This window comes from Rhodobacter sp. JA431, from assembly GCF_900217725.1.
Taxonomy (GTDB): Bacteria; Pseudomonadota; Alphaproteobacteria; order Rhodobacterales; family Rhodobacteraceae; genus Rhodobacter; species Rhodobacter aestuarii.
In genome coordinates, this window is sequence record NZ_OBMP01000007.1 from 1 (window position 1) to 20008 (window position 20008).

General features: G+C 65.3%; 24 protein-coding genes and 1 pseudogene. All 25 read right to left on the minus strand.

Translation table 11 applies throughout. The features are described 5' to 3' along the window. Positions 1-1311 (minus strand): annotated as a pseudogene (locus CRO18_RS13750) (hypothetical protein); the annotation flags it as partial. 2 nt (positions 1312-1313) lie between these two features. Beyond that, a complete protein-coding gene (locus CRO18_RS13755) occupies positions 1314-1733 on the minus strand; it encodes a DUF6950 family protein (RefSeq protein WP_097082564.1) in 420 nt (139 codons plus the stop codon). Then, positions 1718-2344, minus strand: a complete 627-nt coding sequence (locus tag CRO18_RS13760; protein WP_097082565.1) for a hypothetical protein — start codon at positions 2342-2344, stop codon at positions 1718-1720. The genes CRO18_RS13755 and CRO18_RS13760 overlap by 16 nt, the downstream gene beginning before the upstream one ends. A gap of 1 nt (position 2345) precedes the next feature. After that, on the minus strand, positions 2346-2975 hold the full coding sequence (locus tag CRO18_RS13765) for a hypothetical protein (RefSeq protein ID WP_097082566.1): 630 nt from the start codon (positions 2973-2975) through the stop codon (positions 2346-2348). Continuing rightward, positions 2975-5179: a phage tail tape measure protein gene (locus CRO18_RS13770; protein ID WP_143128651.1), complete on the minus strand. Its 2205-nt coding sequence runs from the start codon at positions 5177-5179 to the stop codon at positions 2975-2977. The genes CRO18_RS13765 and CRO18_RS13770 overlap by 1 nt, the downstream gene beginning before the upstream one ends. A 5-nt stretch (positions 5180-5184) precedes the next feature. Further along, positions 5185-5535 carry a hypothetical protein gene (locus tag CRO18_RS13775; protein WP_097082568.1) on the minus strand — a complete coding sequence of 117 codons (351 nt, stop codon included), beginning with the start codon at positions 5533-5535 and terminating at the stop codon, positions 5185-5187. Positions 5536-5570: 35 nt separating this feature from the next. Continuing rightward, positions 5571-5912, minus strand: a complete 342-nt coding sequence (locus CRO18_RS13780; RefSeq protein ID WP_097082569.1) for a hypothetical protein — start codon at positions 5910-5912, stop codon at positions 5571-5573. Next, on the minus strand, positions 5909-6331 hold the full coding sequence (locus CRO18_RS13785) for a phage tail tube protein (protein WP_097082570.1): 423 nt from the start codon (positions 6329-6331) through the stop codon (positions 5909-5911). The genes CRO18_RS13780 and CRO18_RS13785 overlap by 4 nt, the downstream gene beginning before the upstream one ends. A 38-nt stretch (positions 6332-6369) precedes the next feature. After that, positions 6370-6783, minus strand: coding sequence for a hypothetical protein (locus tag CRO18_RS13790; protein WP_097082571.1), 414 nt, complete (start codon positions 6781-6783; stop codon positions 6370-6372). Then, positions 6780-7103, minus strand: coding sequence for a hypothetical protein (locus tag CRO18_RS13795; protein ID WP_097082572.1), 324 nt, complete (start codon positions 7101-7103; stop codon positions 6780-6782). The genes CRO18_RS13790 and CRO18_RS13795 overlap by 4 nt, the downstream gene beginning before the upstream one ends. Continuing rightward, positions 7103-7435 (minus strand): DUF2190 family protein, encoded by a 333-nt coding sequence (locus CRO18_RS13800; protein ID WP_076484692.1) that lies wholly within the window; start codon positions 7433-7435, stop codon positions 7103-7105. The genes CRO18_RS13795 and CRO18_RS13800 overlap by 1 nt, the downstream gene beginning before the upstream one ends. A gap of 88 nt (positions 7436-7523) precedes the next feature. Next, positions 7524-9683 (minus strand): head maturation protease, ClpP-related, encoded by a 2160-nt coding sequence (locus CRO18_RS13805; RefSeq protein WP_097082573.1) that lies wholly within the window; start codon positions 9681-9683, stop codon positions 7524-7526. After that, positions 9664-11124, minus strand: coding sequence for a phage portal protein (locus tag CRO18_RS13810; protein WP_097082574.1), 1461 nt, complete (start codon positions 11122-11124; stop codon positions 9664-9666). The genes CRO18_RS13805 and CRO18_RS13810 overlap by 20 nt, the downstream gene beginning before the upstream one ends. Beyond that, the gene (locus CRO18_RS13815) at positions 11124-11330 is read right to left on the minus strand and encodes a phage head-tail joining protein (protein ID WP_076484689.1); all 207 of its coding nucleotides are present in this window, start codon (positions 11328-11330) and stop codon (positions 11124-11126) included. Before CRO18_RS13815 ends, CRO18_RS13810 begins: the two co-directional genes overlap by 1 nt. Before the next feature lie 4 nt (positions 11331-11334). After that, positions 11335-13386, minus strand: coding sequence for a phage terminase large subunit family protein (locus tag CRO18_RS13820; protein ID WP_097082575.1), 2052 nt, complete (start codon positions 13384-13386; stop codon positions 11335-11337). Continuing rightward, positions 13386-14021: a hypothetical protein gene (locus tag CRO18_RS13825; RefSeq protein WP_097082576.1), complete on the minus strand. Its 636-nt coding sequence runs from the start codon at positions 14019-14021 to the stop codon at positions 13386-13388. Before CRO18_RS13825 ends, CRO18_RS13820 begins: the two co-directional genes overlap by 1 nt. Positions 14022-14161: 140 nt before the next feature. Then, positions 14162-14863: a hypothetical protein gene (locus CRO18_RS13830; protein ID WP_249276070.1), complete on the minus strand. Its 702-nt coding sequence runs from the start codon at positions 14861-14863 to the stop codon at positions 14162-14164. Positions 14864-14971: 108 nt separating this feature from the next. Further along, positions 14972-15742 carry a hypothetical protein gene (locus tag CRO18_RS13835; protein WP_097082577.1) on the minus strand — a complete coding sequence of 257 codons (771 nt, stop codon included), beginning with the start codon at positions 15740-15742 and terminating at the stop codon, positions 14972-14974. Then, positions 15742-16326 (minus strand): hypothetical protein, encoded by a 585-nt coding sequence (locus CRO18_RS13840; protein WP_097082578.1) that lies wholly within the window; start codon positions 16324-16326, stop codon positions 15742-15744. Before CRO18_RS13840 ends, CRO18_RS13835 begins: the two co-directional genes overlap by 1 nt. Before the next feature lie 179 nt (positions 16327-16505). Continuing rightward, complete coding sequence (locus tag CRO18_RS13845) at positions 16506-17111, minus strand: hypothetical protein (RefSeq protein ID WP_076484684.1); 606 nt, start codon at positions 17109-17111, stop codon at positions 16506-16508. After that, the gene (locus CRO18_RS13850; RefSeq protein WP_097082579.1) at positions 17102-17581 is read right to left on the minus strand and encodes a helix-turn-helix domain-containing protein; all 480 of its coding nucleotides are present in this window, start codon (positions 17579-17581) and stop codon (positions 17102-17104) included. Before CRO18_RS13850 ends, CRO18_RS13845 begins: the two co-directional genes overlap by 10 nt. Further along, the gene (locus CRO18_RS13855; RefSeq protein ID WP_097082580.1) at positions 17578-18072 is read right to left on the minus strand and encodes a DUF1937 family protein; all 495 of its coding nucleotides are present in this window, start codon (positions 18070-18072) and stop codon (positions 17578-17580) included. Before CRO18_RS13855 ends, CRO18_RS13850 begins: the two co-directional genes overlap by 4 nt. A 12-nt stretch (positions 18073-18084) precedes the next feature. Then, positions 18085-19215 carry a hypothetical protein gene (locus tag CRO18_RS13860; protein WP_097082581.1) on the minus strand — a complete coding sequence of 377 codons (1131 nt, stop codon included), beginning with the start codon at positions 19213-19215 and terminating at the stop codon, positions 18085-18087. Then, the gene (locus tag CRO18_RS13865; protein WP_097082582.1) at positions 19215-19457 is read right to left on the minus strand and encodes a hypothetical protein; all 243 of its coding nucleotides are present in this window, start codon (positions 19455-19457) and stop codon (positions 19215-19217) included. Before CRO18_RS13865 ends, CRO18_RS13860 begins: the two co-directional genes overlap by 1 nt. Continuing rightward, positions 19457-19930: a hypothetical protein gene (locus CRO18_RS13870; protein WP_097082583.1), complete on the minus strand. Its 474-nt coding sequence runs from the start codon at positions 19928-19930 to the stop codon at positions 19457-19459. Before CRO18_RS13870 ends, CRO18_RS13865 begins: the two co-directional genes overlap by 1 nt. Positions 19931-20008: the final 78 nt, after the last annotated feature.

The following is a 20008-nucleotide window of genomic DNA, read 5'->3' on the forward strand; positions in this document are numbered from 1 at the left end:
GAAGGGGCGCGTGCTTTGCCCCGCGGTGATGACGATATCCTCATCCGTGATTGCCAAAATCGCCGCCCCGGGCAGATCGACCAAGGGCTTCAGCAGGCCGCCCACCTCGGCAAAGCGCATATTGGCCGCGCGCCCGATTTCCTCGAGCACCCCCAGCGGTTCCATATCGACCGTGATCTCGGCCCCAACCCGATAGGCAGGCTCGGTGCCGCCATCTTCGCGCGCCACCGCCGCATCGCAAGCCGCCATCGCCGCCGCCCATTCGGCAAAGGGCAGCCGCCAGGGCGCCAGATTGCGCCCGCCGAAGATCCATTCGGAACCGTAATAAATCCCGCGCGCGATGTTATAGGCGATCACCGCCGCATTGCTGGTGGGCGCATAGGTGGACCGATCCCCCCAGCGATGCGCGCCAGTTCCCCCCGCCGTGCTGTCAAGACGCGGGTCATAAAGCGGCAGCGGCGCAAGCTCCCACAAAAAGGCGGGGTAAGAGCCGCGGCTGTCATCGTCATAGCGCGTCACCACCACGGCATAAGATTTGCCCGTGCCAATGTGATCTTCGGTCCAAGGGTAATCCGGGTCAGATCCAAAGAGATGCACCAGGAACGGATCGGCCGCGCTTTGGGTGCCATCATAAAACCGCACACAAATCCGGTTGCCGGGCGCGTAAAAGCCAAATTCGCTCGTATACCCGTCATCGGCCGCGTTCGTGAGCCATCGGCCCACATAGATAAACTGCGCCGTGTCGGTATCGGGCGCGGGCCCCTCAGGCCCCGGCCCGCCCGCCAATTCTCCCACCGAGCCCGGATCGAGAGCGACCCAGGCCCCGTAAGTGACCGCGCCGGTCGAACTATTGGTGGTCTTGGACCGTTTGCGCACCGGCAGCCAGGCATGGCCGGTTTCCTCATCCCATGCGCCCACCTCATCATCGACCCAAAGCCCGGCCAAATCCTGCGGCAGGCAAGAGACCTCGATCACCTCGGCGATGAAGCGCGTGTCCTTGCCCCAGTTCGCGATATATTTGCGTTTGCCGCCGGTGGCATAATCGCCCAGCACAAAGCCAAGCGGCTTGTCATCGCCAAGCTGCACCTCGAAGGTGACATCGATCTCCTGGCGCGGGGTTTTCATCAGCGCCTTTTGCAGCGCACCCGCCAAGAGATTAAGCCCAAGCCCAACCGTGATCTGCGCCAAAGCCGCCGAGGCCGTAAACGCCCCAAACACATGGACCGCAAGCCAACCGGTCACCACATCCGCGCGTGCAGGACCGGCCCCGAACGCGATCAGCGCCGTGGAGAGAAAGAGGAGTTTCCGCATCTTCAGCCGACCCGATACGCCCGCGTGGCCGCCGCGCGCTCGCGCACGCCAAGCCCCGTTTCCGTCAACACCAGAAGCGTGCCGCCATTCACCACCGCCAGCGCGCCGATCGGGCCTTCCTCAATGAGGGCAATATCGCCCAGCTGCGCCGCGGAGGGATGGATTTCGGGCAGCAGATCGGCCACCGCATCGCCCAAGCAGGCATAACCCGCCCGGCGCAGCGCCAAAGCCGCCCCCGCCGCCGTGCGATAGCCGCCCCAATCGCCGCGCAGATCGACCCCGGTGATCGCCTCAACGACACCCGCAGCAAGCCCGAGCGCACAATCGCGCTGCCCCCAGGCAAAGGGCTCGGCGCGGTGGCGCTCGATCTCGGCCGACATCCGCGCGCGCCACCCGCGTGGCCGGGTCAGGTTTTGTACCATTGAATCGTCCTTGCCCCGATGAGCGCCGCCGCCTCGCAAAACCGATCCCGCGCCGCGCGCCGCTTTTGATGCGCATCCGAAGATTTTGCGGGCGAGCTCATGCCAAGCTGCGTCATGATTTCTGAGCGGATAGAGAGCGCGATCCCGCCCTCACCGCCCGCCGCCGGCGTCGAGATCGGGCCATCATCGACAATCCCCACCCATTGCAATTGCGGCGCCGAGGTAAAAGCCCCGCCCGTCATCGTCGTCGCGTGGATCTCGACATAGGCGAGCCGCAGATCGAGACCCTGCCCCGACCCGCACACAAGATCGCGCACCGGATCGGCAATGGCGCTCAGCGCCACCGAGACCGCATTATCGGTGAGATCGGCCACATAGCGCAGCCCCTCGACGGTGAGACCGCAGCCACCGATATAATCGCGCCGCTGCGCCGCCCCACCCGGATGGGCCACCTCGATCGAGATCTCTTCGGCCCCCGACCAAAGCCCGATCGGCACGGCCGCGCCGGTTTCACGATCGCGCCCGACGATCCAGACAAAATGCACCGGCGCAAGTCCGCCCTCAGGCGCCGCCGCAAGGCTCGCCGCAAAAGACGCATCGAGGAATTGCATCTCAGACCTTTTGCAAAAGCGTCAGGCTCGCGCTGCGCGCAAGCCGCCCGGGCGCCACGGTGAAGGGCGTGTAACTTTCGACCATCATCTTGAGATGCGGCACCGCCATCTCAACCGCGGCCCCCGGGCCCACGCCAAAAGGCACATAGGGATAGACCGCCAGAGGGGCGAGCGTTCCAGAGGCATCGGCCGCGCCCTCTTCGACAAAGCTCGCAAACCAGATCCGATCCGCGCCATGGGCCACAGAAAGACGATCCCCCACCGCCACCGGATAGCCAGGCGGCAGGCCTTGCAAAGCGATCGCGGTGCGATCTGCCGAGACCCCCGCCACCGTGACCGCGCCCCCGGGGACACCCCCAGAGGCCGGATGATAGGAGGGATCGGCCCAAAGAAAGCTTTTCGCCATCCCAGAAAGCGCATGGATCTTGGCATCGACCGCCCGCGCTTCAGGGGCAAGCCGAGTGACGAGCGGCACCGTCGCGGTCCAAAGCGGCGGGGCAAGCTGGCTGGACCACACCTGCCCGCGCGCCGTGCCCGAGGTTTCGTCAAAACGGCGCAGCGTGAGCGCGATCGGCCCCGCGCGCAGTTTTGCGCTCAGATCTTCAAGAGGATAAGGGACACTCAACGCCATCAGGACCGCTTTCTTGGATTGATCGAGATCGCCTGCACCCGGTCCGGCAAGCCTTTGTCATAAGCCGCAATCCCCGAAGCCGCCTCGCGCTGCGCCACTTGCTTGACGTAAAGATTGCCACTCTCATCAAAGCCCACAGTGACATGCATCTGCACATCCCCCCCACCGCCGCCGCCAAGCCCCTGCGCGGCGACCCCAAGCTTGCCATCAGAGCCGCGCACCAAGGGCATGATCGCCTCAGGCCCCGCCTCGCCCATCACCCCAAGGCCCGAGCGCAGCCCAAAGACCGTCGCGCGGTCAATCACCCCGCCGGTGGCGAACTTCTTCACCCCGCCCGCAAAGACCCCGCCCTTGGCATTTGCCGAAAGCCCCGAGCCAATCATCCCCAAAAGCCCGCCGCCCCAAGAGGTCATGCCCAAAAGCCCCATCATCCCCTTGGAGAATTGCACCTTGGCGATCTCCAGAAGGAGGTTCGCAAGCGCTGCCTTCGCCGCATCGGCACCCTCAAGGATCGCGCCAAAGAAGTCCGACATCGCGTCTTCGCCGCGCTTGGCGTTGCTTTGCATCGTCTTTAGTTCGTCATTGGCATCGACATAGGCCGCAACCAACGTGTTGATATGGGCCACCATCTCGGGCGTGACCTCGATGCCGGCCTTTTGCGCGGCGTTCAAGATTTTCTGGCGCTCCGCGATGATCTTCAATGCGCGGCCCAAATCGCGGCCCGCCCCGGTGATCTCTTCAATCGCCGCAATCTGCTGGCGCGCGGCATCGGTGCCGCCGATCAGACTATCGATTGCCGCCTCATAGGCATTCGCCCGCCCCTTGCTGCCGCCCCCTTTGGCTGCCCGCGCCGCCTCGGCCTCTTCCTTGCGCCAGGCAAGAAGCCGCTGGCGATATTCCTCAGTGGCCACCGCCGCGCCCACAAAGGCCCGCCGCTGCGCCTCGATCTGCGCGGTCACCTCGGGCGGGGCCTCGATCGGCAGGCCCGTCTCTTTGTCGATCGGCAGCTTGATGGTGGCATCGAACTGTTCGCGCGCTAGCGCCGCCGCGCCCCCCATCGGATCATCGCGGAAGTCGTAATTGATCTGCGCCTGGCGCAGGCTCGAGATCCCCTGCATCGCAAGGTTCATCGCATTGGTGACCGCGCGGCCAAGTTCATCGGCAAGCCGACGCGCTTCATTCGCCGCAGGCGCAATCGCGCCCGCAATATCCGCAGCCGCCGCGCGCAAAGCCGCGTCTTCGACATTCAAAAGCTGCTCGACAAGTTTTAGGGCCTCTTCATTGGCCCCATCCATATTGCCCAGCACCTCCGAGAGCCGATCGCGCAACGCGGCCGCAGCCGCCGCCTGATCGCGCGGGCCCTCGGCATCGCGCAGCCGCAGCATCGCGGCGATGAGCTGGCCCGCCGCCTCTTCGGTCGCGCCAAACATCTTTTGCACGGCGTTGAGATCGGCTTGATAGTTTTGCGAGCGTGCCATGAACTCATCGAGCGCCAGCGCACGAGCCTGCATCGCCTCGGTCATATTGCCCGACATTTCGGCCTTGGCGAGCGCCTCGATCTCGGCGCGCGCCGCGCGCAGCTGCACCCCGAAGGCTTCCCAGTCTTCCGCCGATTTGCCGGCCAAATCGCCAAGCTGCACCTTGCCGATCATATCGGCGGCCGCGGTTAGTTCGCGCGCGAGGTTCACCCGGGCAAGCTCGCGCTGGATCTCGAGCATCTGCCGCGCTTGGGCGACCTGTTCGGGGCCAAATTGCTCCATCAGATCAAAGCGCGATTGCTGCGCGGCTTTGGTGGCCGATTGCAATTCGTCGAGCGCTTTTGAGAGCTTTTTCATCTGCTCTTCAGCGGCTTTCGCATCCTCGGCCGCGCCCAAAAACGCCGCCCCAATGCCAATAAAGAGCGGCGCCAAAACCCCGGCCGCCACGCCCACCAGACCCAAGCCCCCCAGCAATTGCGGCAGCTGCATCGAGAGCGCGCGCGTCATGCTGGTGCCCCCCGAGACCTGGGTGATGATATCTTGTACCTGGAAGCCGACATTGGCGAGCGCGGCCTTGGTGCTGTTCGACATCGCCAACGCCGCACTGCCAGAGCTTCGAAACGATCCATTCAGATCATTGAGGCTGCCGCGCGAAGCCGTAACGCCCTTTTTGAACTCGCTCACATCAAGGCGCATTTTTGCTGTGAGGTCTTGTAGTTGCGCCACGTTCTTCACTCCAATTCTGCGATCCTAGGCGCCTCTGCCGGCGCCCCCATTTTGCCAAGCGCCTCAGCAAGGCTGATCTGTTCGATCTGCGCGCCCGCCCGCGCCAGGACGCCGCCCAAAGCCTCTTCGGGCAAGCGGGTCTCGGCCCCATGCACCGCCGCAACCCAGCTGCGATAATCCTCTTCGCCAAGAAGCGATCCGGCGCGCATGGCCTCGGCGTGGTGCAAAAGCACCTGCCGGCGGCGCTCTCGCGCCCCGCGCATCCAGCGCCGGTACGCGCGCAAGGTGAGGCGCCAAAACTGCGCCTCCTCAAAGCCTGCGGCGACAAACGCCACCGCCAGGCGCTCGATCGTCAAAGCCTTGCCCGGGCGCGCGGCCGCACCCGGGGCGGTTACTTTCCCCCGCCGCTCTGCTCCTCGCCCTCTTCCTCTTCGCCCGTTTCCGGCTCGGCCAGAAAGCTTGCAAGCGCCGCGCGGAAGGCGAGGCGCCCCGCCTTCACCATCTTGCCGGCCCCGCGCAGATCGATCTGCGGATGCTGATCGCGCAAGGCCGCCCAGAGAAAGGCGCGCTGCTCAACCGCCGTGAGCGGCACCTCACTGCTGCGATCGAGCCGCGCAAAGGCGTTTTCGCCGATCTGATCTTCAAAATCGGCCAAAGCATTGAAGTCGATGACCAAGCGATAGGCCGCGCCTTTGAAGGTGAAGCTGGCCTCGCCCTCCCCGCGCCGGCTCATGCCACGACCTCCGCCATCACCCGGATCGTGAGCTCGCCCTGCATCGGGCCTTTCACCGGCATCGAGCCCACCCATTTCTTGACATAACCCTGCCAGATCCGGGGCGTCGCCGCGCCTTTGGGGGTGATTTCCACCAAGATCAGCTCACCCCGCGCGCGGTAAAGATCGGTGAGCAGCACATCTTCGGCGTCTTCGGGCACATAGTCCTTGGTGAGCGTAAAATCGGCCGCCGGAAAGAGGCCGGGGATGTTTTCTTCGGTATTGCCGGGGCTATCATGGCCCGTCACATCCTCATCGGGCGGGGATTGATCGGGGTGGCTAAAATCCTTCAGCCCGCTCAATTGCGTCCAAGTAGGCGTGGCGCCCCGGCCAATACGCACCTTGGAGCCATGCCCCAGCTTCACGCCAGTGCTTGCCATCTCGTGTTCTCCTTATGGGTGGGGTGTCGCGGCCGGCGTTAAACGTCGGCCCAATAAGTGACGGTGAAGGTCAAAGTGAGCGTGCCGACGCGCTTGCCGCCATCGCCCTCTGCGCGGGTCTCTGTCTGGGCCAAAAGGCAGGAGCGGTTTTCCGCCGCGACGGCTGCAATCACCAAGGGCGCAATCAGATCCCCATGATCATCGAGCACATCCTCGATCTCCGCGCCGCCCAAGAGCTTCAGCACGACCACAAGCGTCGGATCGCATTGATCGAGATCGTGCCCGATCCGGTCTTGGCGCTCGATGGGCGTCGCCACCCCATAGGCGGGCAGGCTCTCGGCATCGACGCTTTGCACCCAGGCCGAGATCTGCGTCGCATCCGCAAGGCCAGGCGCCGCCGCGAGCGCCGCTTTTGCCGCCGCGCGGATCTCTTTGCGCTCTGCCCCGCTCATGAGACGGGCTCCAACTCGTAAAGCACAAAGGCGTCCGAGGCAGGTGAGCCTGTGCCGATTTGCGCGAGCACCTGAAAGACCCGCCCATCGGCGAGCGCGATCTGATCGCCGCGCTTCACGCCCGAGAGCAGATCGCGCGGCACGCGCCAGCTCGGTGCCTCGATCAGCACATCTTGGCCCTGCTCGCCGGTGATCGTGATCGGTTCCTCGCGGAAGATCGATTGCACCACCACCGCTGCGCCGGATTTGGGCTGATAGGTGACGGGAGCGCCAAAGACATCGCCCAGCATTCCCGCCACCCCGTCAAAAATCGAGCTCATCAGCGCGCAGCCCCATCGAGGAGCACCACGCCCGTGGCTGAAGGGTTTTCGGCGGCGGCAAGCGCCACGCCAATAAGCGTGTTGCTCGTCGCGGTCGAGGTCACAGCCCCCGTCGCCGTGTCGTGATAGAGCTTTTGCCCGACCGTCCAGGCCTGCGCCGAGACTTTGGGCAGCGTGAAGACACCGCGGCGCACCAGCACCACCTCTTCCCCGCTCGCCGCATCGCCTTGTGCCACCCCCACAAGCCCGCCGATTTTGACCAGGCTGCCCGAGGTCAGATTGGCCGCGGCCGTCACCGTCACATGCTCGCCCGGTTGAATGTAATTTTGCATCGTCTCTCTCCTAAAGGGTCCAAAACGACGAAGGGCGCCCCAAGGCGCCCTTTCGTCAGATCATCTCAGGTTTCGTCATTGGCCCAGATTACTGGCCCGCGTTTTTGTAAGCCCCGCGGAATTCAACCGCCGCCGCGCCGAAGATGTGGCGCGCATCCATCACCACCGCATCCGGGTTCATCCCCTCGCGGGTTTGCACCGTCGGCGCGTTATAGCCCTCAAGATAGGCGTGCTGGATCGGCGGCAGATCCGACGAGATCAGATACCAAGCCGTGTCCGAGCCCCCAGCCGAGGCGCCGAGGTTGCCCACGACAATCGGGTCCAGCGAGGCTTTGAACGGGTTCACCGAGCCATCGGCCGTGGGCGCGGTCGCCGCTTTGAACTGCAGCGCAACAAGCTCGAGGGCGGGCGGCACGAGCAGCCGGTTCGGTTCGATCTGCAAAAAGTCGTCTTTGTCGATCGAGCCAAAGGCGCGCTGTTCCCACATCGCCTTGCGCCCCGCCGCGATGCTGGTGACATTGATCGCCGCCGCCGCGCCGGCAAGGTTGCCGTGATCGGCATGGAAGAGCGCCTTGCCGTCGGATTTGAGTTTCGCATTGGTGCGGAAGAGCGACCACACCATCGAGGCTTCCATCGTGCGCGCCGCCATCGCAAATTCGCCCGGAATGCGCTGGAATGCCCCCATATCGTCATTCACAATCGCCTCAAAGGTGATGGTGATCGTGCGGCCGCGGCGTTCGACCTTCAGACCTTCGGCCTCATCCTTCAGCGTCGCGGCTTGGTATTCGCCGTTTTCCTGCACTTTCTTCAGCGAGAAGTCCCCGCCAAAGCGCGCCGCATGGATCTCGCGGAAGTCGCTCGCCGAGATCGGCGCGCCGCAGACGCTTTGCCAATTGGCCGCGCGGCGATTGTAAGCGGCCAGAAGCGAGCGGTTCATCACCTCGGTGGTGATATAGGCAAAATCCGAGATGCCATAAGCCCCGCCCATCATCGTCGTCGCCCGCATCCCCGCCCGGATCGCCTCGGCATCGTTATAGCCACGCTGCGGCCCCGCCAGATCCATCGCAAGGCGGCGCATCCGCAGCCCCGCATAGTCCCGCGCCGGCCCCTCGCTTTGCCCCATCAGCGCACCGATCATCCCTTCCATGCGGGTTTCGGTTTCATCACGGGTGATGCTGACGCTCGACCCCGCCCCGCCAGACCGCCCCGCAGGCTCGGCCGCCGCCATCACCGCCATAAAACGCGCGCCCGCCGCCTGCGCCGAGGTGCCATCATCAATCAGCGCATCGACCTCGGCTTGCGTGAGCCGCCCAGAAGCCACAAAAGGCGCGGCCATATCGCGAATGCCGCGCACCCGCGCGCGCTCTTGCGCAATCGCCTCCGCCGGGTTTGCCGCCATCACGGGCGGCGCGCCCGGATCGGCCTGCATCGCAGGCGGGCCCGCCACAGGGGTTGGCGTCGCGGCCGGGTTTGCCGCCGGGGTCTGGGCCGGGGCGGCCGGGGTGTCGTCTTCCATCTTCGTCTCCTTCATATCGGCCGCCTTGGCCAGGGTGCCGCGCGCGGCGGCGATTGCGGAACGGGGCTCAGAGCCCGGTTCCGGTTTTTGCGTCAATCTCATGCGCAGATGCTGACCCGCCGCGGCAAAGGCGGCTTTCGCCCCCGCCAGCGTGGCGATCATGCTTTGAGAGCCAGAGGGTTCTTCCTCAATCACCGCATCGGCAAAGCCCGCGGCCACCGCCTCTTCGGGCCCGTACCAGGTCTCGGTTTTCATAAGCGCGCGGGCCTCATCGGGGGTGATGCCGGCCGCCGCCGCGTAAACCGTGGCCACCACCGAGGCGAGCGCGCCCGTCGCATCGGCCTGCCGGCGCATGTCTTCCTCAGTGCCCCAGCACGAGCCTGAAGGATCATGGATCATCAGCATCGAGCCCGCCGACATCAGCCGCTCCGCCCCCGCCATGAACAAAAACGAGGCCGCAGAAGCCGCGATCCCCTCAACGATGATCCGACACCCGCCCGGATGCCCCGCCAGCATCGTGCGGATCTGCTCGCCCGCATACACATGCCCGCCCATCGAATTGAGCCGGATCGTCACACGGCCTTCGCCGAGTTCATTCAAGGCATCGCGCACCATGCGCGGGGTGAAGAACACGTCTTCATCAAACATGTAGACCGCCCATTCGTCGGAAAGCACATCCCCATTCAGGATGATCTCGCCTTGGACGATCAGATCACGGCCGGTCTTCGGCATTGTCTTTCTCCTCTTTTGTGCTGCCCGTCGCGCCTTGGGGGGATTTCGGCAGGATCGGCGCGAGATTGGCCGCGGCGTCTTTTTCTTGATCCTCCGCGCGCTCGGCGCGGATGCGATCGGGATCACGGCCCAATTCGCGCTGCGTGTTCTGGCGGCTGTTCAGCCCGGCCTCGATCTCCTCAATCATCGCCGGAACCTCTTTCGTCGGATCGATCAAGATGCGCCGCGGCGGCGTCCAATGCAGGCTAAAGGCGAGATGCCCAAGACCGATGAGCCGCAGCCCGTCGCGGAACCAGCGCTCCAGCCCCACCCCCAGCTGGCCAATCATCATGCTGCGCTGCCACATGCGGATCAGCCGATCCATCTCATTGCGGCCCATCCGCCCCGAGGAGAAGTTGACATTCTTCAAATCGCCCGCGAGCGATTCATAGGTCACCCCCAAGCCCACCGCGACCGCCTGCAAGCCGCGCCGCATGAACTCGTCATAGCCATCGACCACGGGCGGGTTCGTAAACTGCGCCTTTGCCCCTTCGGGCAGTTCCACCATTGCGCCTGGCGCCAGTTCCTCAAGCCCGGCCCCGGCCTGCGCCGGGCGCGTCACCCCATCGGGATATTCGATCACCGCCGCCATCAGCGCGGCCATCTTTTGTTTCAGGATCTGGCCTTCTTGGTAATCGCTGAGCTCGCCAAGCGTCATCATCACCGGCGCAAGCCAGGGCACCCCGCGCAGCTGGCCCGGGCGATCAAAGCGGCGCACATGGATGATATCGCTCCAATGCACCCGCGTCGTCGTGGGCGCTTTACGATTGCGCACAGCACCCGGGTGCTCGGAGAGGATGTGATAGGCCTCGATCGCGCCGGTGGGCCCGTATTCAATCCCCTCCTCAACCAGGTTCTGGCCCCAGCTTTGCACCGTCGTATCGAGCAAATCGACCTCGATGAGCTCGACCTGATAGGGCAGCGGAAGCCCGGCATTAAAGCGCGTGTTGCGCATGCGCCGGCGCAGCAGCACCTCGCCATCGCTAAAGACCGCCGACATCACGATCTGCTGCAGCTCGAGCAAATCATATTCCCCAAGCGCATCCATCGCGGGCGTCAAAAGATGCGCGCGCAAAATCTCCTCGATCTGCGCTTTCGCCCCCTCTTCAGCCACGATCGAGGGCATGATCCCCTCGCCCACCACATTCGCCACCACGACATCGCGCCCGCGCATCGCATAAGGCCGGTTGCGGATCATATCGCGGCTCAAATTGCGCAGCCGCGCCCGCGCTCCAAAAGCCGCCGCATCCGCCGCCGTGCCTGGGCTTTTCCAGCCATAGCTGCGCCGCCCGCGCGAGGCCGCGTCATAGTTCATCACCGTCGCCGTGCGCGCCCGCGCCATCACCCGGCGCGCCCCGGCCACCGGGTTGAAGTAGTTCACCACCGCATCGATCGGGTTCATCAAAGCCCCCGCGTGCTGCGCGGATAAGACACCCGCGCCACACCCGCCGCGAGGCCCGCAAGCTCCGCTTCCATGATCCGGATCCGCTTGAGCATGTCATTGCCGCTCGCAAAGCCGATCTCCTCGCCGCTTGCGAGCCGCAGCTTCAGCGCGCCCTTGGCGTAATTCGCCTTGGCTTTGTCGATGTCGGATTGCGTCCAAGCCATCGCCCTATCTCCTCAGATATTTGATCCCGCGCCCGCCAAGGCCCTTCGTCGGTCGATCCGCTTCCAAAGGCGGCGCCTGTTCGGCGGGCGCCGCAGCTTCGGTCGCAGCTGCCACCGCCTCTTCGGGCACCACCGCCACCGCGGCTGCGAACAAATCGCCCTGCGGTTCTTCGGCCGGGCTGCCGCGCTCGAGATCGAGCACATCCCAAGCCGCCTCGGGCATATAGGTCCATGTTTTGAACCGCGCGCCCGCCTCGGCATAAAGCATCGTATCGAGCGCCTCGTTGCGCCGCCCGGCCTCGGCAATGATCCACCGGCTCGTCATCGCGCCCGAGCTCGAACGTTTCAGAACCCGCACCTCAGAGGTCACCTGACGGTAATATTCATCGCCAAGACCCGCCGCGAAGGCGCAATGTCCGCGCTCAGCTGGATCGGTTTTCTCAAGCCAGCCATAAAAATCCGCCTTCAGCTGGCTCACCCCAACAATGAAGCCCTGCTTGCGCTTGCGCCGCGCCATCCGGTCCGAGCGCTTGTCAAACTCCATGCGCTTGAGCGCCGGGGCCACCCCGCTGGTCGCCCCCTTGATCACGATCACCCGCGTGTAAGGATGGCGCAACGCCCAGTCCCAGACATCTTCCGTATAAGCCCCGCCATCGATCGCCAGCACATCAAGCCCGATCCGCAGCCCCGCCGTGGTGCGCCAGCTGGCTTTGAGCAGTTGATCGAGCGCGCGCCGCCCCTCATCGGTGCTGATGTGATGCGGGATCACCTGGTAATCGATCACCCGGCGCCGGTAATTGCGCCCAAAGGCCACGATATGCACCTCGAGCCGGTCGCCCTGACAATCGACGCCCGCCGACAAGATCAGCCCCTCAGCGGGCAAGATGCCGCGCTGCAAGGGCGCCGCCTCCGCCTCGGCGCGCTCCACCCGGTCGCGCAGCTTTTCCCAATCGGGGCCCTTGCTTGCCTGTTCATAGGGCAGACCCAGCACATCGTTGAAGAAGGTCTGCTCGGTCTGGGCGTCAATCACGCCCTCGCCCATCTTCTCTTCGCCGTCGTGGCTCAGCTCCAGCCCGCCGGTCCAGCCCATCACCTGCGCATATTCGACCGCAATCGAGGCCCAATCGCGTTGCGGCACATAGGCCCGCCACAGATGGAACCCCGGATGATCGCCCGCGGGGTTATGCGCCACCCAATCCCCCGCCGCGACCATCGCGAGCTTGTCCTTATGCTCGATCCGGCACCCGCAGGCTTCGCAGACAAAATGCGCCGCGTGCAGCTGCTCCGGGTCGAGCTGCTTTTTGAAGTTCTCCCAAGTGAGTGGCGCGCGGTTTCCGCAATGCGGGCACGGCACATGGTAGTAATTCTGCGTCGAGCGCCCAAAGGCCCGGCTCACCCGGCAGGTGCCGAGGATCTGCGGCGTTGAGACCCGCACGATCTTGGCATCTTCAAAGCTCGACGCCCGGCTCACCGCCAGCATTTCCGGATCGCCCTTCGGCGTCATCTCGAATTTCGAGACATCGTCCATTAGGACCAATTTGCGCGTCGTGCCGGCCAAATCATCGGGCGAGCCCGCGCTCACCACCTTCAGCGTGCCATCGCGGCGCACCGTTTCTTGGTTGTGCAGCGTGTCGGTCTGCTCGCCCCGCCCATCGCCAAAGATCGAGACAAGCGAGGGCGCTTGGCGGCGCAGCGGCATCCATTTGGTGCGCACCCATTCGGTCGCGGCCGAGGTCGTCGGATGCACCACCAAACTGTCGAGCGGGCCATATTCATGCCAGGCCGCCACCGTCGGATTGACGATCGAGACCGTCTTGCCCCATTGCGCCGAGCCCCGGATCGTCACTTCCCGCGCCGGATGCTCGGGCGAGAGCACCTCATGGATCTTGCGCAAAAACGGAAACCGCTCGATCCGGAACGGCCCCGGAAAGGCCGAGCGCTCATCAAACTCGATATTCTCCTCGCACCAGCGCGTGATATCGGGCGGCGGCGGCGGCACCATCGCTTGGGCGATGCCCCGCAGGATCGCCGCTTGCGCCGAGCTTAAAAACCCCATCAGACGCTCGCGTCACGCTCGGCTTCGGTCATCGGCACGCCCTCGGCTTCCGCCGCAAGCGCCTCGGCGCGATCGCCGCGATGCCTGCGCCACTGGGTCAAGAGTAAGCGGCGCACCTCCCGGGCATCGAGGCTGAACGCATCGGCCAAAGCCCGCGCCGCATCGCGCAGCGCCACTTCAAACTGGCCCACCTCGCGCGCGAGAAGCCGCGCCGCCTCCCGCTCCGCCGCCTCCGCCAAAACCCATTTGCCCTCATCGCGTTCATTGTCGCGCCGCTTGCGCCGTGCATCTTGTTCGGCGCTTTCAATCTTCGCGAGCTCATAGCGGTCTGGATCATTTGGCGGCAAAACCCCGTCCCGCACCGGCCCCGCGGCTTTGCGTGGTGCGGGCGCATCAAAGTCGAGCTCGGCCTCAGGTTCTGCGCGCAGCGCTTTCTTCGTCGCCGCGCCATTGCCGAGCATCTGCCCCGGATCGAGACGCTGGCGCAGCGCGATCTTCGCCTTCGTCAGATCAAACCGCCGATCGCGCCCCGCGCCGGTAAAGCAACCATCGAGCTTGCCTTCCGAGACAAGCTGCGACACCCGCGCCCGCGACAGGCCAAGTTCGGCCGCAAGTTGCGCCCCGCTCAAATGCATCGCCACCCCTTCCGTTAAGCCCCCTTTCAGAGGTGTGTTAAGCCGCCCTTGTTAAGGCTTCCCCCGATGTTAAGCGGCACAAAACCATCGGGGTGCGAATTACCCGTGCGGCCCGGGCGCCCAGGAAGGACCCAAAACCCCTACCGGGCGGTCCGAACCGCCTCGGCAAGCCGCCGATCGAGATGCACCGGCAGCCGGTACCGCCAGATCTCCGCCACGCCCTCATAAAAGCCAAGCTGCGGCGTGTAACTCGGCAGCGCATCGAGGATATGCAGCACGCGATTGACCTCGCCATCCGCCTTGCGCCGATAGATGCCCCGGCCCTCCACGAAGTAGCTCGCCCGCGCCTTCGCCCGCTTCCCGGACGCCTTCGTCGTGTTCGCGGTCCTGTCGCGTTGCGCCGAAAGCGCAGAAAGCACTTGGTTGCGCTCACCGCTCGACCAGTTGCCATAGCTGTCCAGCCGCGCCTTCGCCGCCGGCACGACCGCCGCAATGATCCCATCATAGGCCAGATGCGTTTTCAAAAGCCCCTCGACGCCCGTGCTCGGGCGCTGCCCACCGGCCTCTTGCACCTTGAGATAGTGACGCCGCCCCATCGAGGGACGCTCTTTCACCTGTGCCTCAAGGTTTGACTTCTTCGCCCGCCAGACCATGAACGCGTTCTTGGTCCAGCGCGTCGGGCGATCAAACACCACCTCCATGCGGTCTTGCATGTGCTTGAGCGCATCCGCCGCCGTGTCATTGAGCGCCCGCGCCCCCGCAAAGGGCAGCTGTGCGCGCTCCAGATTGGTCAGCTGTCGAAACAGCGCCTGATCGTCGAGGGTGAACGCGTTCTTCGCCACCTGTCCCCCCAAACGCAAAGTGCCCCGGGTTTCCCCGAGGCACAGCTATAGATGATGCTAAGGACTGTGCATCCGGACGACTTAAGCGTCAAGCCCCTTTCTGCACCCTCATGCCATCCGGTCGAGTGCAGCACACAAGGCCTTGTGCAGAGCGCCCCGCGCGATGGGGCTTGCAGCCCACCTACGGGCTTGCAAACATTGAGAGATTGTCATCCCGCGCAGGGTCACCAGCTGCACCAGATCGAGGCAGGTAATCACCCGCCCCTTGGCCGAGGCACGCTTGGGTGCCAGCGCCACCCCTGCCCCAATCGCCCGTTCCATCGCCGCAATCACCCGCCCCTCGTGAATCACCGCATCGAGGTAGTCACCGCTGCCCGATCCCGCACCCGATCCGCCTCCCGATCCGGCCGCCAGCGCCTCAACCGAGGCACAGCGCATCCCCACCGCGCCATGCCGTTCCACCAGATCCGCATAGCGCCGCCCCGCCGCCACCTGCCGCGCGGTAAAAAGCGGGCGATACGCCTCGCCGCGCTTGCGCTTGGCTTGCCGTTCCATCACGTCAAACGCATCCGCCGCCCGCGCCGCATCGCGCCCCCGGTAGCCCACATGCGTGACCTCGAACCCCTCCGCCCCCTTGGGCGTCACCGCAATCGGCGCAAAGCGCACCGTTGCCCCACGTGCGGGCGCTGCGATGATCTCAGGCCCACAGCTTGCCGGCACCGCGGCCGCCGCCTTGCGCCGTGCCACCCGATCTTCATCCGTGGTGAAGGGCTCGGGCAGGCCAAAGATCCGCGCGAGCTGCGTGACCGTCGCCCGCTTTGCCGCCACCGCCCGCGCCACCGCCGCCTCAAATTCCACCCCATTCGTCTCGATCGCCATCACGCCGCCCCTTCATGGCGCGCCAAGGCGGCGATATCGCGGCACTTCGCCTCCGCCATCTTGCGCAACTCCCGCCAGCGCAGCGCCTCAGGCGGTTGCTCCCGCCCCGTCGCCATCCGCTCTTCCAAAATCGTCAGCCGCCGCAGTGCCTCCGCCCCGGCCTCGCGCAGCCCCTTCACCACAAAGGGCGTCGGCCAGCGCCGGTTCTTGCGCAGATCCGCCAACAGTTCCGGCCCCCAGCCCTCGGCAATCGCCCCAAGCCCCAAAGCATGCGAGAAGACCGCCCGCATCAAGGGCGAGGCACTGTCTTCGGGCGGCTGGATCTGTGCCGCCCATTCCAAGATCATATTCGCAATCGGCAGCCGGTCCTTGTCCTTGCCCGCTGGCGCCGCCGCCACCTGCTCTTCGAGCGCCGCCAAGCTTTGCGGGCTCATATAAGCCAGCCGCTCGCACAGATCCTCAACCATCGCCTCATATTGCGCCCGCGTCAGGCTCACAGGCTTTGCCAGCCCGCGCCGCTCAAGCGGCGCGATCAGCAATTCCTTCACACGGCGTGCCCCCGCCAACTGCTCTGCGCTATCCATTTTGCCTCCTTTCTCAGCATCCCACGGCACCGCTTGGCCCGCCCTGCGTCACGTAAGCGTCTGTCTTGTCTTATCTTCTCTTGTCTTCTCTACTCTGTGCAGAACTGTCACAAACTGTCCGTGACAGTCACAAACTGTCACGCGTGACACTCGCGGACAGTCACAGGACAGTCACAGCCTCAAAGCCAGCGCTCCTTCTTGGCATGCAGCAAAGCCGCCGCATAAGAATGCGCCGCCCGCCGCCCGCGCACATTGGCGAGCATCCAGGCATCCATCCGCTCGATCAGCAGATCATCCGACACCACCCCTTCTGTAAGACCCAGATCCATCAGCCCCTGGCGCAGCCGCTCGCGCCGCTTGCGCTCCGCCGCCGCCTCCCGCGAGAGCTCGCGCGCATCGCGCCGCGCCAGCGCATCGCGCACCTGTTCAAGCACCACCGGATGCATCAGCCGCACTTCATCGTCGCACAGGCACAGCTGCCAGCCCCGCAGCGGGCCAAATTCCTGCGTGCGCAGCTCCTGCACGCGCCGGCGATCCACCCGCAGCATCACCGCCAATTCGTCATCATCATTGGGCAATGTGCCAATCGGGCTTTCGGTCTGGCACATGTCAAAAAGCGCCCGCATCATGCCCTGCGCTTCCCAGCTGGCCAGCCGGAAGCTGCGCGAGGAAAGCCAGCGATGGTAATGCCACTTCACAAAAGCATGCGCATCCAGCCGCTCTTCCCGGCCAATCGGATAGTGCTCCAGCTGGACCTCTTTGCCCGCCACCGCCGTCAACCGCATCGCACCACCTCACGATCACCAGAGGGGCCCGTCAGATCCTGCGCGCCGCGCTGAAGAAGATGGCTCACCGTGCTGCGGTCGCGGCGCAAAAACCGCGCGATCCGCGCCACGTCATAGCCTGCCGCGCGCATGCGCCCCGCCACCTCGGCGCGGGCATCGACCAGCGCCGCGTCCCGGCACGTCCCCCAAAGCGCCTCAAGCGTCAGCCCGCGCCGCGTTGCCACCCGCAGCGCAATCGCGCGCATCGAGCCCGCGCCGCGCTCGGCATGGATAAACGTCACAATGGTGATCGGCGCCGGCCGCGCCCCCGTCATCGCAAGATAGCCCCCAAAGGCCTTAACCGCCTCACCCGCCGTGCAATCGCACGCCGACAAAGCCGCCTCCCAAAGCGCCACATCCTCCGCGCTGACAGGGCCACACATCGCCAAAAACGACTGGATCACCGCCCTCAGACCCGGATCTGGGCTCATGTCTTCCCCCCATAGATAAAGACAGGCATGTTGCGGCCTACCGCCTCCGCCACTTCGGCAAAGACGCCCTCGGACTCGTCCCAGCCCGGGATCGCCGGCACCACCACCAGGCGGGCCGCCGCAAACATCGGCCGGCACCACGCCGTCCAAAACACACGATCGAGCGGATTGACCTTCGGACCAGGCGCCCCCGCCTGTGCATGCAGCCCTTCCGCCGCCTGCACGATCGGCGAGACCGCTGTCACGCCAACCCGCGCCAAACGCAGCCCCTCGCGCGCGGCAAGCAGCGACAGCGTCACCGATTTATCGTAATTCCACCGCCCATTGAGCATCACCTTGCGCGTGTAGGGCGTTGCCAGATAGGCAAGCCCCGCCGCGTGCTGCGCCACCACCTCAGGCGTCGCGCGCAGATGCACCAAGGGCGAGAACGGCCCGTTCGGCGTCAAGATCTCGGCCCAATCAAGCGGAGGACGCGGGCAAGCGAGGTGCATGTCTACCCCGCCCTATTCCGCGCCGTCTTCGGCCCGCGCGCGCAGCACCTGCAAAAGCTGCGCTTGCATCTCCGGCGTGACGCGGCGGTTCCCCTTGCGGTCCACCGCATCGGGCGTCATGCCAATGAACCGCGCGCGGCAATCCTTCACCGCATGGCCGCATTGATCGGCGGTAAGCTCCGCCGGCTGACCCAGCGCAATGCCTTCAACGAGCGCGAGATCCTCTTCAGGCGTCCAGCCGCACTTCGGACCAGAGATCGCCGCCAGTTGATCCTCAAGTTCGCGCCACCAAAGCGGGCGCGGAGCGGCCTCGGCCGCGCGCACCGGCGCCACCTGCAACCGCCCGCCAGAGGGTTTGGAAAAATCCCCGGCCCCGCCCGCGTCCGGGGCCGGTTTGGACACCGCAGGCGCGGCATCCGGAGCAGCGTGTGGCACTCCTCCCTTGGGGCCATTTCTCGAGATCGGCGTCCCTTTGACCGACCCCGCGATCGCGGGCCCACTGGTATTTTGCTCTCGCGCGGCAAGCCGCGTCAACTTTTGTTTCGTCCCCCCAACCGGGCGATTGAGCGCGGTCGCGATCTTCTCAATCGTCCAGCCCTCGCGCCGCATCCGCAGCGCCCGCGCCTCTTCTTCTGAGGTCCAAAGCCCCACCTTCCCCCCGACCGGGGTCGCTTCGGGGGCAACCTCGGTCGGGGTCTGCGGCGGGTTCGGGAAGGGTTCCGCCGCAGCGGCCGCCACCGGGGACGTGGCGGCTGGGAGGTCCAGCGGCGCAGGCGGCGGGGCGGCCTGCGCGCCCCCGCCGCCCACTTCGGCCTTGGCCGGGGCCCCTGCCCCCGACTTGGCCGCATCATCCTTCAGCCCAACAAACCGCTCAAACGCGGCTTGATCTTCAATCTCAGAGAGAGGCGTGTCCGGATCGATGAGCTCGAAGTCCGGCACCTCTCCACAAACGCAGGCGAGCGGCGCGGTTGGCATGCGCCATTGCGTGGTGATCACCGCAACCTCGCCCGGCGTCAGGTCAAAGCGGATCACAAGCCCCTCGGCTTGCGTCATCGCCTCGAGCAGTTGCCCCGCCTTAGCCAACTGATCGAGCCGCGTCCGCAAGCCCACCAGGTCCGTCAAAGTCATATCGCTCAGATCCATCACGCTTCCCTCCGCGTTTGCGCCGCCTCAACCACATCAGCGAGCGCGCGCAGCTCGCCCGCCATCCGATCGGTGGCAAAATCATTCATCAGCGTGCCCAGCTCATCGGCGGGCCCGAACCGGCCCCAAATCACCTGCACCGCGCCTTCCGCCTCCAAGACCGAGGCCACGCAATCGCCCACCGGCAAATCGGTGCGCCGTGTCACGGCCAGCGGTGTTGCGCGTTTGCGTCCCTGCGCCATCACCGCGCCCCGCGATCAAGCGCGAGCGGCTCCAACAGCTCGATCAGCCGTGCAGCGATGGGGCGCATCTGCGCGGCCTCGCGATGATCCACATAGCCATCTGCCACAGCCATCGAGATCTGCGTCACCAACTCGCCAAGCGAGGCCACAACGCGCAAATGCTCCGGATCACCCGGGTTGACCTCGTGCGCCGCTTGGTTGCATGCCGCCAGAATATCGCTGGTGAAAGACGGCCCGAGCACAGAGCAGATCGACAGAAACGCATGCAGCGGCGGCGTCACCCCCTGCACGTAGCTTTCCAGTGTGCGCGTCGGGATGCGGGTGGCATCAGAGAGGGCATCAAAAGAGTAGCGCTTGCCCCGGCCGACACGAAGCCGCAGCGCATCCTCAAAGCGCCGCGCCGCATCATCCTTCGCGATCGTCGCAGGCCGATGCCCCGCATCATCTTGCGAAATCACTGCGCCGTTCTTCATCTCAATTTCCCCTCGGTAATGTCATGCTGCGGGACATGTCGATTTACCCGTGCCCACAATTCGCTTTGCCACCGCTGC

Bases quoted from the DNA above. Each gene is read 5' to 3' on its own strand.
- CRO18_RS13755 (WP_097082564.1), bottom strand. From the start codon at position 1,733: ATGGTACAAAACCTGACCCGGCCACGCGGGTGGCGCGCGCGGATGTCG.
- CRO18_RS13760 (WP_097082565.1), bottom strand. From the start codon at position 2,344: ATGCAATTCCTCGATGCGTCTTTTGCGGCGAGCCTTGCGGCGGCGCCT.
- CRO18_RS13765 (WP_097082566.1), bottom strand. From the start codon at position 2,975: ATGGCGTTGAGTGTCCCTTATCCTCTTGAAGATCTGAGCGCAAAACTG.
- CRO18_RS13780 (WP_097082569.1), bottom strand. From the start codon at position 5,912: ATGAGCCGGCGCGGGGAGGGCGAGGCCAGCTTCACCTTCAAAGGCGCG.
- CRO18_RS13785 (WP_097082570.1), bottom strand. From the start codon at position 6,331: ATGGCAAGCACTGGCGTGAAGCTGGGGCATGGCTCCAAGGTGCGTATT.
- CRO18_RS13790 (WP_097082571.1), bottom strand. From the start codon at position 6,783: ATGAGCGGGGCAGAGCGCAAAGAGATCCGCGCGGCGGCAAAAGCGGCG.
- CRO18_RS13795 (WP_097082572.1), bottom strand. From the start codon at position 7,103: ATGAGCTCGATTTTTGACGGGGTGGCGGGAATGCTGGGCGATGTCTTT.
- CRO18_RS13800 (WP_076484692.1), bottom strand. From the start codon at position 7,435: ATGCAAAATTACATTCAACCGGGCGAGCATGTGACGGTGACGGCCGCG.
- CRO18_RS13805 (WP_097082573.1), bottom strand. From the start codon at position 9,683: ATGCCGAAGACCGGCCGTGATCTGATCGTCCAAGGCGAGATCATCCTG.
- CRO18_RS13810 (WP_097082574.1), bottom strand. From the start codon at position 11,124: ATGAACCCGATCGATGCGGTGGTGAACTACTTCAACCCGGTGGCCGGG.
- CRO18_RS13815 (WP_076484689.1), bottom strand. From the start codon at position 11,330: ATGGCTTGGACGCAATCCGACATCGACAAAGCCAAGGCGAATTACGCC.
- CRO18_RS13820 (WP_097082575.1), bottom strand. From the start codon at position 13,386: ATGGGGTTTTTAAGCTCGGCGCAAGCGGCGATCCTGCGGGGCATCGCC.
- CRO18_RS13825 (WP_097082576.1), bottom strand. From the start codon at position 14,021: ATGCATTTGAGCGGGGCGCAACTTGCGGCCGAACTTGGCCTGTCGCGG.
- CRO18_RS13835 (WP_097082577.1), bottom strand. From the start codon at position 15,742: ATGGCGATCGAGACGAATGGGGTGGAATTTGAGGCGGCGGTGGCGCGG.
- CRO18_RS13840 (WP_097082578.1), bottom strand. From the start codon at position 16,326: ATGGATAGCGCAGAGCAGTTGGCGGGGGCACGCCGTGTGAAGGAATTG.
- CRO18_RS13845 (WP_076484684.1), bottom strand. From the start codon at position 17,111: ATGCGGTTGACGGCGGTGGCGGGCAAAGAGGTCCAGCTGGAGCACTAT.
- CRO18_RS13850 (WP_097082579.1), bottom strand. From the start codon at position 17,581: ATGAGCCCAGATCCGGGTCTGAGGGCGGTGATCCAGTCGTTTTTGGCG.
- CRO18_RS13855 (WP_097082580.1), bottom strand. From the start codon at position 18,072: ATGCACCTCGCTTGCCCGCGTCCTCCGCTTGATTGGGCCGAGATCTTG.
- CRO18_RS13860 (WP_097082581.1), bottom strand. From the start codon at position 19,215: ATGGATCTGAGCGATATGACTTTGACGGACCTGGTGGGCTTGCGGACG.
- CRO18_RS13865 (WP_097082582.1), bottom strand. From the start codon at position 19,457: ATGGCGCAGGGACGCAAACGCGCAACACCGCTGGCCGTGACACGGCGC.
- CRO18_RS13870 (WP_097082583.1), bottom strand. From the start codon at position 19,930: ATGAAGAACGGCGCAGTGATTTCGCAAGATGATGCGGGGCATCGGCCT.